The organism is Rhizobium herbae (assembly GCF_017873135.1).
Taxonomy (GTDB): Bacteria; Pseudomonadota; Alphaproteobacteria; order Rhizobiales; family Rhizobiaceae; genus Pararhizobium; species Pararhizobium herbae.
In genome coordinates, this window is the sequence record NZ_JAGGJV010000002.1 from 565,819 (window position 1) to 580,263 (window position 14,445).

The 14,445-nt window shown below is 62.1% G+C and carries 16 protein-coding genes; 6 read left to right on the forward strand and 10 right to left on the reverse strand.

The features are described 5' to 3' along the window. Positions 1-74 precede the first annotated feature (74 nt). The 5 genes from J2Z75_RS08040 to J2Z75_RS08060 all read right to left on the reverse strand — a co-directional run bounded on the left by J2Z75_RS08040 (position 75) and on the right by J2Z75_RS08060 (position 3,119). Positions 75-389: a YkgJ family cysteine cluster protein gene (locus tag J2Z75_RS08040; protein WP_209850186.1), complete on the reverse strand. Its 315-nt coding sequence runs from the start codon at positions 387-389 to the stop codon at positions 75-77. 180 nt (positions 390-569) lie between these two features. Beyond that, positions 570-1,376 carry a 2', 3'cyclic nucleotide phosphodiesterase SpdA gene (gene spdA / locus J2Z75_RS08045; protein ID WP_209850189.1) on the reverse strand — a complete coding sequence of 269 codons (807 nt, stop codon included), beginning with the start codon at positions 1,374-1,376 and terminating at the stop codon, positions 570-572. Positions 1,377-1,469: 93 nt separating this feature from the next. After that, a complete protein-coding gene (locus J2Z75_RS08050) occupies positions 1,470-1,880 on the reverse strand; it encodes a hypothetical protein (protein ID WP_209850192.1) in 411 nt (136 codons plus the stop codon). Beyond that, positions 1,877-2,323, reverse strand: coding sequence for an acetyl-CoA carboxylase biotin carboxyl carrier protein (gene accB, locus J2Z75_RS08055; RefSeq protein ID WP_209850195.1), 447 nt, complete (start codon positions 2,321-2,323; stop codon positions 1,877-1,879). The genes J2Z75_RS08050 and accB overlap by 4 nt, the downstream gene beginning before the upstream one ends. Positions 2,324-2,345: 22 nt before the next feature. Further along, on the reverse strand, positions 2,346-3,119 hold the full coding sequence (locus J2Z75_RS08060) for a LamB/YcsF family protein (protein WP_209850198.1): 774 nt from the start codon (positions 3,117-3,119) through the stop codon (positions 2,346-2,348). Between the two features lie 258 nt (positions 3,120-3,377). On the opposite strand from J2Z75_RS08060, the gene pxpB reads away from it, so the two are divergent. The 3 genes from pxpB to J2Z75_RS08075 are packed head-to-tail and all read left to right on the forward strand — an operon-like array spanning position 3,378 to position 6,077. Beyond that, a complete protein-coding gene (gene pxpB, locus J2Z75_RS08065) occupies positions 3,378-4,043 on the forward strand; it encodes a 5-oxoprolinase subunit PxpB (protein ID WP_209850202.1) in 666 nt (221 codons plus the stop codon). After that, on the forward strand, positions 4,040-5,017 hold the full coding sequence (locus J2Z75_RS08070; protein WP_209850205.1) for a 5-oxoprolinase subunit C family protein: 978 nt from the start codon (positions 4,040-4,042) through the stop codon (positions 5,015-5,017). The genes pxpB and J2Z75_RS08070 overlap by 4 nt, the downstream gene beginning before the upstream one ends. A gap of 25 nt (positions 5,018-5,042) precedes the next feature. Continuing rightward, positions 5,043-6,077, forward strand: coding sequence for a proline racemase family protein (locus J2Z75_RS08075; RefSeq protein WP_209850208.1), 1,035 nt, complete (start codon positions 5,043-5,045; stop codon positions 6,075-6,077). A 223-nt stretch (positions 6,078-6,300) separates the two neighbouring features. On the opposite strand, the gene J2Z75_RS08080 is transcribed toward J2Z75_RS08075, so the two are convergent. After that, on the reverse strand, positions 6,301-7,191 hold the full coding sequence (locus tag J2Z75_RS08080) for a tetratricopeptide repeat protein (protein WP_209850211.1): 891 nt from the start codon (positions 7,189-7,191) through the stop codon (positions 6,301-6,303). 220 nt (positions 7,192-7,411) lie between these two features. On the opposite strand from J2Z75_RS08080, the gene J2Z75_RS08085 reads away from it, so the two are divergent. After that, positions 7,412-8,035: a FecR family protein gene (locus J2Z75_RS08085; RefSeq protein ID WP_209850688.1), complete on the forward strand. Its 624-nt coding sequence runs from the start codon at positions 7,412-7,414 to the stop codon at positions 8,033-8,035. Between the two features lie 9 nt (positions 8,036-8,044). Here J2Z75_RS08085 and J2Z75_RS08090 read toward each other — a convergent pair whose 3' ends face one another. Both J2Z75_RS08090 and J2Z75_RS08095 read right to left on the reverse strand, forming a co-directional pair. After that, positions 8,045-9,892, reverse strand: a complete 1,848-nt coding sequence (locus tag J2Z75_RS08090; RefSeq protein WP_234937211.1) for a CHASE2 domain-containing protein — start codon at positions 9,890-9,892, stop codon at positions 8,045-8,047. A 4-nt stretch (positions 9,893-9,896) separates the two neighbouring features. Beyond that, complete coding sequence (locus J2Z75_RS08095) at positions 9,897-10,601, reverse strand: Crp/Fnr family transcriptional regulator (RefSeq protein WP_209850217.1); 705 nt, start codon at positions 10,599-10,601, stop codon at positions 9,897-9,899. Between the two features lie 293 nt (positions 10,602-10,894). Between J2Z75_RS08095 and J2Z75_RS08100 the strand changes: the two genes are divergently transcribed. After that, complete coding sequence (locus tag J2Z75_RS08100) at positions 10,895-11,278, forward strand: DoxX family protein (protein WP_209850220.1); 384 nt, start codon at positions 10,895-10,897, stop codon at positions 11,276-11,278. A 77-nt stretch (positions 11,279-11,355) separates the two neighbouring features. Here the strand turns inward: J2Z75_RS08100 and J2Z75_RS08105 are convergent, their stop codons facing one another. Together J2Z75_RS08105 and J2Z75_RS08110 are read right to left on the reverse strand one after the other, a co-directional pair. Then, entirely contained in the window at positions 11,356-11,784 is a 429-nt protein-coding gene (locus J2Z75_RS08105) for an RbsD/FucU family protein (RefSeq protein WP_209850223.1), read from the reverse strand. Beyond that, on the reverse strand, positions 11,784-13,016 hold the full coding sequence (locus J2Z75_RS08110) for an ROK family transcriptional regulator (protein WP_209850226.1): 1,233 nt from the start codon (positions 13,014-13,016) through the stop codon (positions 11,784-11,786). The genes J2Z75_RS08105 and J2Z75_RS08110 overlap by 1 nt, the downstream gene beginning before the upstream one ends. A 303-nt stretch (positions 13,017-13,319) precedes the next feature. Here J2Z75_RS08110 and J2Z75_RS08115 point away from each other — a divergent pair, with 303 nt between their 5' ends. Further along, on the forward strand, positions 13,320-14,345 hold the full coding sequence (locus J2Z75_RS08115) for a sugar ABC transporter substrate-binding protein (RefSeq protein ID WP_209850229.1): 1,026 nt from the start codon (positions 13,320-13,322) through the stop codon (positions 14,343-14,345). Positions 14,346-14,445 lie beyond the last annotated feature (100 nt).

A 14,445-nucleotide genomic window follows, 5' to 3' on the forward strand; every position in this document is an offset into this window, starting at 1 on the left:
GATGTTTCACCGAATATGAAGGCATAAACCGTATGGTATACGGCAGTATCCAAATCATGCCGGACGATCCGGCGTCAGAGCAGAACCTTCTGCGACAGCTTGTGGCGGGCCATCAGGCATTCGTCGTCGCCCGGCATGCAGGTGCGGCAGACGATCGGCCGGACGGCGTAGATTTTACAGCCCACATGAACGCCGAGTTTGCCGTCGAGCGCCGAACAGCGATTGTCCTCGCACCGCATGCCGCCGAGATCGGCCGACAGGTATTCAGCGGGAATCCGGTCCAGTTCCTCGTCCGTCTCCAGCGAGAATCGCGGCCAGTCCTGCGAATAGCTGCAGCAGGCGCCACAGCTCTGGCAGTCGAAATCGTCGGTGGGAACGGCAAGGGTCATGACGGCAGGGTAGCATGGAATGGGGGAATGGCGGAAGGTGACAGCTCCCTCTTCTCCCCAGCGGGGAGAAGGTGGCCCGCAGGGCCGGATGAGGGGGAGCCGCAAACTCCGGATGTGCCGTACCACCTCCTCATCGCCTCGTTTCACTCGGCATTTCTCCCCGCTGGGGAGAAGAGGAAATCACGCCACCGCCGCGTCCCTGACCGCAATCTCGTAATCCTCCGTGTGCACGAGAATGCCCGTATCGGTCATAACAGCGATGCCGTAGGCGGAGGGTTCGTCGACGGAGAGAGAGGCATCCGGAGAATCGAACGGCATGGGCTGCTGGTGCACGGGGCTTTTGAAGACGGAGAAGGGGACACCGCGGCTGGACCCGGAAATCGTCCGGTGCACATGGCCGGCGAAGATATGCAGAACATTGCCCTGGCGCTTCACCACATCGTAGAAATCCATTTCGTTGATCAGGCGTATCATGTCCATGCCGGTAAAGCCGGTTTCATGCGGCGGATGGTGCATGAACAACAACACCGGCAGGTCGCCGGCGGTCTCCAGCTGACGGTCGAGCCAGGCAAGGCGCTTGGTACAGAGAAAGCCGGCATGGCTGCGCGGATAGTCGTAGGGCGGCGCAAACAGCGTATCGAGGATGACTGCGCGGCAATCCGGAAAGTCGATGACGTCCTGGATGAAGCCATCCTCGTCCTGTGCGGCGTTCGGGAAAACGTCGGCAAACGTCTCGCGGTTGTCGTGGTTGCCAATGGTTATGGCGAACGGCGGCACCAGCCTGTCCAGCAGGCCTTTCAGGCGCTCATAGGAAGCCCGGTCGGCCCGGTGCGCCAGATCGCCCATGACGATCACCCGGTCCGCATCGGCATGATAGCGGTTGACGTGTTCGATGCCGGCGGCAAGCCGCTGGAACGGATCGAGGCCGATGATCGTCATGCCCTCTGGCACCATGTGCAGGTCGGTGAAGATGATCAGCTTTGTCATTCTGGACAATCCACTCTTTAAAAGAAAACGCTAATGAACACCACCAAGCTGTGGGTCGAGAGCTTGTGGGTCAAGCAACATAATTGGGAGGATTCAATCAGGCGCGATTTCAAACAGCGCGTCGCCATAGCCAACGCCCTTGCCTTCGGCGGTGAGGGCGCGGCGGAGGACACAGTCCTTTGCAGTTGCAATGGCGCGTAGCGTCATGCCTGTCTTGATATAGGCGACGATCTCGCCCCTGGCAGCCTGTCGCGGCAAGGCGGGCGCGGGCGACGCGCTTGCCGGATGGCTGTGCAGGACGATGCCGACGGCGGGCGATCGGAGGGTGTCTGATTCCCTTATCCCGGACGATCGTGCAGGTTCGGTAATCGCCGCGGCTTCCACGCTGGAGCCGAGCGTCAAACGAAGCTGCACGGAACCCTGCTCGTAGTCGAAAGCGGCAATTCCGTACCGTTCCATCAGGGCAGTCAGTTTTTGGATATCTGCGCTGTTCATCGGGGTCAAGCCGATGTCTCGAGGGTGAAAAGCGGCATGCCTGCCGTCACCGGGGCGCCGTCCTCAAGGTGGATTGCCGTAACACGCCCGGTGCAATCGGCCTCCACCGGGTTCATCATCTTCATGGCCTCGATGATGGCGAGCTTGCGGCCGTCCTCGACCCGCTCGCCGATCTCGACGAACGGCGCTTCGCCGGGCATCGGCGAGCGGTAGAAGGTGCCGGGGAGACCCGCGACGATGATATGCTCCCTTGGTCCGGCTGCCGAGGCGGATGCCGTTGCCCTTGCGGCACTTTCAGTCGATGAAGACGCAGCGCTGGCCGCGCTGGTTTGGGTCACCTGCGCAACCGTCTTCGAAAGGCGGATACGCGTGCCGTTTTCCGTCAGTTCCAGTTCGTTGACGCTGGAATTCTCCAGAAGGCGCATCAGCCGTTCGATCAGGTCGAGGTCCATGAATGTCTCGTTTCAGCCAGGGTCAGGAGAGGAAGTTCTTCACCGCGATGCCGTCGGCCTCGAGGCGCTGGCGAACGGTGGCCGCGATGGTGACGGCGGCGGGCGTGTCGCTGTGAACGCAGATCGAATCGATCGGGGTGGCGATGCTCTTGCCCGTGATGGTTTCGATGGCACCAGCGCGGACCATGCGGATGACGCGGGCTGCCGCCTCGTCCGGATCGTGGATCACCGAGCCGGCGATCTTGCGGTCGACGAGATAACCTTCTTCCGTATAGGCCCGGTCGGCGAAGATTTCCGATGCCGTCGTCAGTCCCATCTCGTTCGCCTGCCGCTGCTGGTGGCCAAGCGCAATGACGAGGCAGACGAGCGAGGGATCGACCGCCTTGATGGCGCGGTTGACGGCCATCGCCACCTCGGCGTTCTGCTGGGTCAGGTTGCCGAGCGCGCCATGCGCCTTCACATGGGTGATCGGATGGCCTGCATAGGCCGACATCGCCTGCGCCGCGCCGATCTGGTAGGCGACGAGGCGCTCGATCTCGCCGGCGGAAAAGGGAATGTTGCGGCGGCCGAAGCCCCAGAGGTCGGGAAAGCCGGGATGGGCGCCGACGGCGACGCCGCGCTCCTTCGCCAGCGCAAAGGTTGTCGCCATGATCTCCGGATCGCCGCCGTGAAAACCGCAGGCGATATTGGCCGAGGTGACAACCTTCAGGATGGCATCATCGTCGCCCATCCGGTAGGCGCCGAATCCTTCGGCCATGTCGGAATTGAGGTCGATGCGCAAGGGTTTGGTGTTCAAGGCTTTTTCCAGCTGTTCGATGGTCGGGTTAGACCGATCCTAGCCTATGTCGAGGATGAGGGAAATGACAGGATGCGCCTCTCGGTGGTCGAGAAGAGCGGTTGACGGGCTGTGCAGCCTCCGGTCAAATTACCTCGATTTACATGTGAGGCATGGCGGATGACGCAGAATCGTCTGTCTGAACCCGATAGTAGCTAGGCAAGACCATAAAGCTGATATATCAGATAGGCGTCGGGTTCGTTCGGTGGATATTCTCAGGTGACCGAAGTTGTTTCTCCCAGATTGAGCACGGAAGGCGCGGGCGCGATCCTGCTCGACGCTGCCGACACGGTTTTTTCCGACGATATTCAATCGCGGATCTGGGCCGTGGCGGCGTGGATGCTGAAGGTCGGTGGCGTGGCCGAGACCGTGCCGGGCATGAACAATCTGATGATCGTGTTCGATCCGCTGGCGGTCGCGCCGGACGCGATCGAGCACCAGCTTCTTCAAGCCTGGCAGACAGTGGTACCCAATGCCATCGCGGGCCGGGATGTCGACATACCTGTTGTTTACGGCGGAGCTACCGGAGAGGACCTTGCTGTGCTCGCAGAGCACGCCGGATTGAGCGTCGATGAGGTGGTGCGCCGGCATTCGGAGGCGGTCTACTCGGTCGCGGCCGTCGGCGCGATGCCGGGTTTCGTCTACCTCTCCGGGCTTGATCCCGCCCTCGCCATGCCGCGCCGCGCTGTCCCGCGCATGAAGGTCGAGATCGGCTCGGTGATCATCGGCGGCGCGCAGGCCGGCATCATGCCCTGCACGGCGCCCTCCGGCTGGCACGTCATCGGCAAGACAAAGGTGCCACTGTTCGACCCGCTGCGCGATCCGCCGTCCGCCTGCAAGCCGGGCGACCGCATCCGCTTCCGTGTGATCGAGGTTCAGGTATGATCGAGATCCTGTCGACAGGCGCGGTCAATTCCGTGCAGGATCTCGGGCGCACCGGCTATCTCGATGCCGGCGTCGGCCGTTCCGGCACGATGGACGCCCCGGCGCTCGAAATCGCCAACCTGATGGTTGGGAACGAGGCGCGTGCGGCCGGCATCGAGGTGGCGCTGTTTCCCTTCCGGTTGCGGTTCGAGGTTGATACGGTCTTTGCCTTGGCCGGCGCAGATTGCCCGGCAAAGCTTGATGGCCGGCAGGTCCCCGGCTGGTGGGCGATGAATGCCAAGGCGGGCGAGGTGCTGACGCTCGGCCTGCCGCGCTCGGGTGCCCGCGCCGTCATCGCCTTCCAGGGCGGTATCGACGTGCCGCTCGTGCTTGGCTCGCGTGCCACCGATCTCAAGAGCGTTTTTGGCGGATTTGAAGGGCGGGGCTTGAACCGAGGTGACAGGCTGGCGCTTGCGGGGACGTCTCGCAGAGTGTTGCGGATGGAAGGTGGCTACGGCGCGGATGTATCGGAGCTGCGCGGGCGCCCAGTGGAAAACGACGAGGCGATCATCCTGCGTGTCTTGCCGAGCGCCGAATATACCGCCTTCACGGGTGAGGCGATCTCGACATTTCATCAAACCGACTGGCTGATCACCAATGACGCCAACCGCATGGGCTATCGCCTGAGCGGGCCGGAACTTTCGCTGACGCGCAAGCTGGAGCTTTTTTCGCATGGTATCATGCCCGGCACGGTGCAGGTGCCGCCGAACGGCCAGCCGATCATCCAGCTGGCCGAGGCCAATACCTGCGGCGGCTATCCGAAGATCGCCAATGTCATCGAGGCGGACTTGTGGAAACTGGCGCAGGCGCCGGCGGGTGCGCGGCTGCGTTTTGAAATAACCGATCGCGACACGGCTGTCGCGGCGCTGCGGCAGGAGCGTGCCTTCATGGCCGATCTTGCTGCTTCTGTAAGCCTGATGCGCGGTTGGATGTGACCTTTGAAAAAGCGAGAGTGAAACGATGAGATGGAAACGCACGATCCAGTTGCTGGATGTTCATTGCGAAGGCGAAATCGGCAAGGTCGCCATCGGCGGCGTGCCGAAGATTCCCGGCAATTCGATCGCCGAGCAGCTCAACCATATCAACACCGTAGACGACAGCCTGCGCCGTTTCCTGTGCCTCGAGCCGCGCGCGGCTTCGATCGGCTCGGTCAACCTCCTGGTTCCGGCCAAGCGTCCCGAGGCCGATTTTGGCTTCATCATCCTGCAGGCGGATCAGGCGCATGCCATGTCGGGCTCCAACTCGATCTGCGTGACGACGGCACTGCTCGAATCCGGCATGATCGAGATGAAGGAGCCGGAAACGGTGGTCATGCTCGATACCGCCGCCGGCCTCGTCAAGGCGACGGCCACCTGCCGTGACGGGCGCTGCGAGCGGGTCAAGCTCACCATGGTGCCGTCGTTCGTGCATGAGCTGGATGTCGAGGTCGATACGCCGGACTGGGGCCGGATCAAGATGGACCTCTGCTATGGCGGCGTCTTCTATGCGCTGGTCGATGTCGCGCAGATCGGCACGACGATCGATAAGGCCAATGCGCGAAAGATCGTCGAGGCCGGCATGATGCTGAAGGACCTCGTCAACCGCACCATTCCGATCGTCCATCCGGAAATCCCGGAAATCAAGGGTGTCGCCTATGTGATGTTCCGCGATACGGAAGGCGATGGCACGGTGCGCACCTGCACGACGATGTGGCCCGGCCGGGTCGACCGCTCGCCCTGCGGCACGGGCAGCTCGGCCAATCTGGCGACGCTGCATGCGCGTGGGCTTGCCAAGGTCGGCGACATCTTCAAGTCCCGCTCGATCATCGGCTCGGAATTCGAGGTGGGTCTGGAAAGCGTGACGGAAGTCGCCGGCCGCCCGGCGATCATCCCGACCATCTCGGGACGCGGCTGGACCTTCGGCCTGCATCAGGTGGCGCTCGATCCGTTCGATCCGCTGGCTGATGGGTTTGCGTTGACGGATACATGGGGACCGCAGGCTGGGGAAATTCGCTGATACGGTTTCCGTTGGGTCTCCTCGGTTAATTCGAATTCTGGAAGCTTACCCCCCTCTGTCGGCGACGCCGACATCTCCCCCTCAAGGGGGGAGATCAGCCACAGGACTTTGGGCGCCAGGGAAAAGAACAATCTCCCCCCTTGAGGGGGAGATGTCACGAAGTGACAGAGGGGGGGTAAGCTTCCACAATCTGCGGAGAATGAGAGTTCCCCCGAAAGCCGTGTCACTTCACACGACCCGCTTTCGGTAAAACAAGGTTTGCCTGCTCGCTCGGCTCTATGCTGGCGGTGGTGGCTGTGTCGATCTGCGGCGGCGCAATCTTGCTCTGGGCGAAGGCATCGCCCTTCTCGGCGGCCTTCTTGAACATTTCGGTGGCAGCGGCGGCGTCCGCAACCATGCCTTCGCCGTTCTCCAGCATCAGGCCGAGATTGACCATGGCATCGACATTGCCGCGGTCGGCGGCCAGTTTGTAGAAGCGCGCGGCCCGCTGGTCGTCTTCCGGGATCTGCGTGCCTTCGTCCAGCATCACGGCGAGGTTGAAGGCGCCGAGATTGTCCCTGGCGACGGATGCCCGCTCGAACCATTGGGCGGCGAGCTTACCGTTGGCGGCGGTGCCGACGCCGTCGCGATAGGCGACGCCGAGATTATAGGCGGCGAGGATGTTTCCGGTGGCGGCTGCCTTCTGATAGAGCGCGAATTCGCTTGCGTGGTCGCCGCGCTCGCCGATCATCACGGCATAGTTCACCATCGCGACCGCATGATTGCCTTCGACCGCCTTTTCAAGCATGGCCATGGCCTGCCCGCGCTGACCGGCTGCATGGAGCACGCGGGCAAGTTCAAAGGTCTGTCGCGGGCCGCTGCCCTGGTTGTAGGCTTCGCGGCAAGCCGAAAGGGCAATGCCGATGCGGATGTCTTCGGTTGCCACGGGACGAAAGGCCATGTTGCGTTGCAGGTCGTGTTCGCTGCCGGCTTCGGCGTCGCACTGATCCGCCGGAAGCAGCGGCGAGGCGGCATGGGCCGAGGGCAGGGCGATTGCCGCGATCGAAAGCAGGCTCACGGCGGTGAGCAGGATTGCGTTGACAACTGAAATGCGCTTGCTGGCTTCGTTTTTCATGGCGTTCTCCTTCGTGTTTGTGTCACCTTATGGAGCGCGCCGGTCAGCGGCTGTTCCTTGGGAAACAGCCGCTGATGCAGCTGGAGGGGACAATGAGGACAACACCGGCCAGGGTGGTTTTGGGACAGGCGATTTCCCCGCCCGCTATCCCGGACACTCTTTTTGGAAAACCGGATTGTTTGAACAAGGAGCAAGGTCAATGACGCGAGATATTTTCCCGATGCGGCACGGCCTGATCGGGCGAAGGACATTCATCGCTGGCTGCGCGCTGATCGCGGGAGGCCTCGCCGCCATTCCAACGCGGGCGAACACGATCATCGGCAAGGCCTCGGACGTGCGCGGCAAGGTCAACCTCAAGCGGGCGGAAAAGGAAGAGGGTCTGGCGACGGGTGCCCAGATCATGGACAACGACTATGTCGCGACCGGCAGCAACAGTTTTGCGGATCTGGCGCTTGAAGGCGACACGCGCATCCTGCTCGGCAGCCAGACGGAGCTTCTGCTCGACAGCTTCATCGCCGGCCAGGGCGGCACGATGGAACTCGGCATGGGCCAGATGGTCTTTGATCGTCCGGAAGGCCTGCCGAAGATCGATCTCGCCTTACGCACCACCTTCGGCATGATCGGCGTGCGCGGTACGAAGTTCTTCGCCGGTCCCAACCGTGGCGTCTTTGCCGTCTTCGTCGAACACGGCCAGGTATCGGTCGATGGCGGCGGCGTGCAGCGGCTGGTGGGCGCCGGCGAAGGCATCGAGATCGCCAAGCCCGGCGATGCGCCGACCGAAACCGTCGTCTGGAAGGAAGCCCGGATCGTCGAAGCTTACGCCAGCGTCGGCCTGAAGCGCTGACGTCCTGCCTTATGCCTCGGTGGTGAACAGCTCCATTTCGCCGAAGCCGCGGATTTCATGCATGCCGACCGAGCGCAGCGCGCGGCCGCTTTGAACCGACGCTTCCGGGCCGATGCAGATGGCGGTGCCGAGGAACTTGTTGGCCTCCTGAAGCCGGGCGGCAAGGTTGATGCAGTCGCCATGCGCGGTATAATCCAGCTTGCCGCCGGCGCCGACCTCGCCGAGCACGGCGATCCCCGTTTCGATGCCGATGCGGGTTCGGCCGAACTGGTGTTCGATAAAGCCCGGCCGGCGCCGCATTTCCTCCGTCAATGCCCGGATAGCCTCGGCGCAATCCATCGCCTTGTTGACGTGATCGGCCAGATCCTCCGGCGCATTGAAGAAGGCATGCACGGCATCGCCGACCACCTTGTCCACCATACCGCCATATTGCGCGACAAGTCCGTTGACCTCGGCATAGTAGATGTCGAGCAGGGTGACGAGATCGCGCGGCGCAAGCTTCTGCGACAGCGTCGAAAAGCCCTCGATATCGGTGAACAGCGCGGTGACGGGCCGCTCTTCGCCCGCCACACGATCGTCGTCCGGATTGTCGATGTAGCGGGCGACGACGGATTGCGGCAGGTATTGCGAAAACTTGCTGCGCGCCTTCGATTCCGCGCGCCGGACCCGGGCAAATTGCAGCGTGCTGGTGACAACTAGGACGAAGACCAAGGCAAGGCTGACGCTGACGGCATCGACCAGTAGGGCGGAACCCGCATAGATCGCCGCCGCCGCGCCGATCGTGGCGGAGATCGCCAGAATGCCGAGAGCCGCAGAGGTCACAGGCCGCAGACGCGTGGCGACAAGCAGCCCGCCGACCAGCGCCAAAGCTGCCTCGTACAGCGGAAGCTGCGCATGCCTTTCCGGAATGAAGCCGGTGAGCACGGCATTGGCGATATCGGCATGGATCTGAACCGACGGCTCGAGCGGCATGGAGGCGGTGGAACGCAAGCCGCCGAGATTGGGCAGGCTGCTGCCGATGAACACCGTCTTGTCCTTGAATCGTTCATCCGCAACGGCGCCGCTCAGCACATCGCCCGCCGACACGGTCCGTGCCTCGATCGCAGTGATCGGGCTTGCGGCAAAGCGCAGGCTGCCATCCTCATCCAGTTCGATCAGGCGGCTTCCAAGCTTCAGCCAGGCGGGCTGCCCGCCCAGGATCGGCGTGCGTCCGCCTTCGGCCAGCCGGGCTGCCTCGAGCCCCAGCGCCGGATAGGCGTCGTTGCCGATGATCGAATAGGCCTGGACACGGCGGATGCGCGCATCCTCGTCGCCGACCAGAAATGCGGCTGCCGCCGAGCGCGATGCTTTCTGCAGGAAGCCGCAGGATGCTTCCGCGCCGTTGATGAACCAGAGATCGGGGATCGCGACCGGCTTTCTGACGGCGACGGGCGGCACCGGCACGGGATGTTCAGGCCCGCCATCGGCGATCAGGAAGCCGAGAATGACGGGCACGCCGGAAATCGCCTGCGTCAGCGCAGCATTGGATTGTTCGGCCGGGTCGCAGGCGGTGCTGAAGATGAAATCGACCGCGACGGCCTTTGCGCCGGCTTTTGACAGCCGGGACAAAAGATCGGCGGTTTCCGCCCGGCCCCAGTTCTTGGTTGCCGTTTGCTGCACCGATTTGCGGTCAATGTCGATGACTGTGATCTGGTCGGACTGCGGTGCCGGAACCCATTGGGTCAGCGAATCGAAAAACAGTTCCCGCTGCGTTTCGAGCGCCGATCCCGCGTAGAAGAACAACAGGAGCGCGCTCAGCAGGCTCGCAGCCGCTCCGGCAAACAGCGGCTTGATCCGGGACAGGCGGAAGCTATTCAAGGGGTTATTCCTCTTCCGGTTCCGCAATCCTCTGCAACCGGCCGATATGGCAGCTGATGACGCCATCGGCCCGCTTGATGGCGGCGCTTTCTTCCAGCGCCAGAATTGCGCGGTTCACCTTCGGGCGGCTGGCGCCGAGGATGCCGGCAATGTCGGACTGGCTGAGCGTCAGGCGCAGATTGGCGCTCTCCGGCAGTTCGTTGCCGTGGATCTGTTTCAGGGTTGCCAGGAAGAAACGTGCCACGCGCGCATGCAGATCATAGAGCGCGATCGTTTCCAGCCTGTCCGTTGTGTCGCGCAATTGCAGGCAGAGATAGCGGATGATTGATTCGGCGGCATTCGGCGTGTGGGTAATGAAATCGAGGAAAGCCTTCTTGCCGATGACGTAGCCCTCGGTCACGGTGATCGCGGTGGCATCGGCGGAGCGGGGCTGGTCGTCGAGGATTGCCATTTCGCCGAAGAGGGCTCCGGCCTCGATATGGCGCAGCAGCAGTTCGCGTCCCTGCGGCGTGATCAGCGACAGTTTGATGCGGCCGGACAGAACGGCAATCATGTAATTGCCTTCATCGCCGCGCTGGAAAATCACCGTTCCGGCGGTCCATTTGCGATAGGTCGCAAGTGCAGCGATCGCAGCGACCGTTTCCTTGTCGAATTCTTCGAAGATCGGAAAGGAACGCCAGAAGGCGGGACTTTTGTTGACTTCGCTCATACTGCTATCCCCGTCCGCAGGTCCATTGCTACCCATTGAAATTCTTCTCGCAGTCTTCCCGGCGTTGCAACAAAAAACATCCTGGAAATGCAATGCAGGCACTCTACGCGAGTTCTCTCCGCAGCTTCATTGCTGCCAGATTTGCCGAGTTCACACCCTATCACGCAATGTTGACGATCTGTGTTCGCTGTCTTGCTATTGTGAACGATCTGTTTCGCGCTCGTGGGCTGGATGAATTTGGATTTGCTGATAAATCTGTTGCCAACAACGAACCCAAACCGGAGCCTCTTCCTATGCAGCAGAACGTAGTCCTCGTCGTCGCCCGTATCCTTCTGTCGATCCTCTTCATCATTGCCGGTTACGGCAAGATCACCAATCTCGGCGGCACCGCCGGCTATTTCGGCAGCATGGGCCTGCCGATCCCGATGTTGACGGCAATCCTCGTGACTGCTGTCGAATTGCTCGGCGGCATCGCTATCCTCGTCGGCTTCTTCACCCGTCCGGCAGCCTACATCCTGGCGCTCTTCTGCGTTGCCACGGCATTCATCGGCCATGGCGATTTCTCGGTTGCCGGCAATGACATCCACTTCATGAAGAACCTTGCCATCGCAGGCGGCTTCCTGTTCGTCGCCACCTTCGGTGCCGGTGCCCTCTCGGTTGATGCCAAGCGCGCCTGATTGCTGATTGCTTGATAAAGAAAAGCCCGCCGGTTGGGAAAATCGGCGGGCTTTTTCGTGTCTATGGTTGAAGCCGATCAGGGATAGATGACGCCCTTGCGCAGGATGACGTTGCCATAGAGCCGCGGCTCGCTGGTCTGGACGACGGTGTGTGCTGCGCGAACCCTCGGATAGAATTCCGGCCCGAGCAGTGGCATGACCGCGCGATCGGGCTCATGCTTGGCGCAGCAGGCAATGATATCGCGATGCACCGGATCGAGGGCGTCGCGGTCCTGCTTGACCGTGGCGCGAAAGATCGCCTCCGGCACAAAGTCGTCGATCGGCAGGACGCTCAAGATCGCGTCGAGAACCGGGATCAGATGATGCCCGTCGAGCCGGATCAGCCGTCGGCCATGTTCGAGACCGGGATAGTTGCCGTCGACCAGCGCGATCTCGTCGCCGTGGCCCATGGCGCGCAGCGTGGCCAAAAGCTCGGGGCTCAGGAGTGGGTTCAGACCTTTCAGCATCAGGCTGTTTCCTTGAAAAGAACATTGGTATCGATGAGATAGCGTGAGAAAAGCGGCAGGCTGGCGCCACCGATGGCCCGCGCCTGGGCGCCGACGGCACCCTCGATGATATCAGGCAGGATAACGCCTTCGAGATCAAGCTCGCCGGCAGCCTTGCGGATCGCCGCGACGATGCGTTCGCGCACCCAGCCGGGAAAGCCGCCGTCGATCACGGCCGCGCTGAAGTCGATGATCGAGGCGGAGGAAACGATCGCCTGGGCAAGGGCGGCGGCCGTCAGCTGTATCCAGGTCTCCAGCGGCTCGCCGAAATCGATCCATTCGTCGGCGGAATACCACAGCGGTTTCGGATCGATCCCCCTTTCGCGCAGAAGATTTTCAAGCACGAAGATCGACGCGATTTTCAACAGCTGCTGCGGCTTGCCGTTCCTGTCGGAAACCTGCAGCGGGCCGACGGCGCCCGCCGTGCCGCTGCGCCCGGAAAACAGCGCCGAGTTCAGGACGATGCCACCGCCGATGAAGGAGCCGATATAGAAATAGATGAAGTCCGGATAGGAGGCGCCGACGCCGAAGATAAGCTCCGCGCCGCAGGCGCTGGTGGCATCGTTCTGCATCAGCACGGGGTGATGCGTGCGTGCCGCCACCGCGTCGCGCAGGTCGAAACCGCGCCATCTGGCCATCGCTTCCCTCGGCGCGCCGGTCTCTTCGGCCCAGCTCCAGAGCTGGAACGGGGTCGCGATGCCGACGCCGGCGATGCGGCCGCGCTGTTCCTCGGTCAGCATCCTTTCGAGTTTCGGTATGCCCTCGACGATGAAGGACAGGATTTCCTCCGGCATCGGATAGGCGTGGGTCTGGTGTAGTTGCAGGCGGATATTGCCGACGAAATCCATCAGCACGAGATCGCAGCTGCGCCGGCCGATCTTGACGCCATAGGAATAGACCGCATCCGGATTGAGCCGCATCGGAATGGATGGCTGACCGACCCGGCCGCGTACCGGATCGCCGCGCATCAGAAGACCGTCTTTTTCGAGTGCCCGCATGATGACCGAGACCGTTTGCGCCGACAGGCCGGAGCGGCGGGCAATATCCGCTTTCGACAGACTGCCGTGGCGGCGCACCAGCGACATCACCAGCCGCTCGTTGTAGGCGCGCACACGGGTGAGGTTGGCGCCTCCGCCCGGATCGAAGACGTCCGGAACGGTCGATGCACCGCCGGAACCGGCCTGTGATGTCATGCCCGTTTCCTCCCGTAGGCGCGATCTCCCGTCCGGATCGGGTTGTTCCGGACTGGCCTCCTGATCGTGCCTTCACCCTGTTTCTTATGTGTGCGCTGCAACAACAAAATGCGCATGCACATTTTCTGCGCAGAGAATGCCATAGATTTTTAATAATTCAATTTGATTTATTTATTGACAGCGTTTGGTTTTGATGTTTGTTTTGTGCCCGGAAGCGCCACCCGCGGCAGAGGAGACGTTGCGGTTGGCGAAGCCTGACGGGCCGGTTCGCCGGTGCCTTTTTTCAATCCTTGGGAGGATTTCATGAAGAAGACTATTGTTTCCGCCGCTCTCGGCGCGCTGGCGCTCGGCGTCGTATTTGCAGCCCCCGCTCAGGCCGCCGACGTTTCGGCCTGCCTGATCACCAAGACCGATACCAACCCGTTCTTCGTCAAGATGAAGGAAGGCGCTGAAGCCAAGGCCAAGGAACTCGGTGTTGATCTGAAGTCCTATGCCGGCAAGGTCGATGGCGACCATGACAGCCAGGTTGCAGCGATCGAATCCTGCATCGCCGATGGCGCCAAGGGTATCCTGATTGCCGCCTCCGACACCAAGGCGATCGTCGACCAGGTCAAGAAGGCACAGGATGCCGGTCTTCTGGTCATCGCGCTCGACACCCCGCTCGATCCGGCAACGGCCGCCGACGCAACCTTTGCCACGGACAATCTGCAGGCCGGCAAGCTGATCGGCGCCTGGGCTGCTGCAACGCTGGGCGACAAGGCCAAGGATGCCAAGATCGGCTTCCTCGACCTCGTGCCGTCGCAGCCGACCGTCGACGTTCTGCGCGACCAGGGCTTCATGATCGGCTTCGGCATCGACCCGAAGGATCCGGCGAAGATCGGCGATGAAGACGATCCGCGCATCGTCGGTCACGACGTGACCAACGGCAATGAAGAAGGCGGCCGCACGGCCATGGAAAACCTTCTCCAGAAGGATCCGGACATCAACGTCATCCACACGATCAACGAACCGGCTGCTGTCGGCGCCTATGAAGCGCTGAAGGCTGTCGGCAAGGAAAAGGACGTTCTGATCGTTTCCGTCGACGGCGGTTGCCCGGGCGTCAAGTCGGTGGCCGAAGGCGTCATCGGCGCGACGTCGCAGCAGTATCCGCTGCTGATGGCATCGCTCGGCATCGAAGCCATTGCCCAGTACGCCAAGGACGGCACCAAGCCGAAGCCGACCGAAGGCAAGGACTTCTTCGATACGGGCGTTGCCCTGGTGACCGACAAGCCGGCCGCAGGCGTCGAATCGATCGACGTGAAGACCGGTACGGACAAGTGCTGGGGTTGATGCCTTAGTGCTTTCAGCACACAATGAATATGAAAGGGCGGTTTCAGAGCCGCCCTTTTCAACAACCGGCAAATGAGGCCGGGCTTTTTGGGAGGGAGGC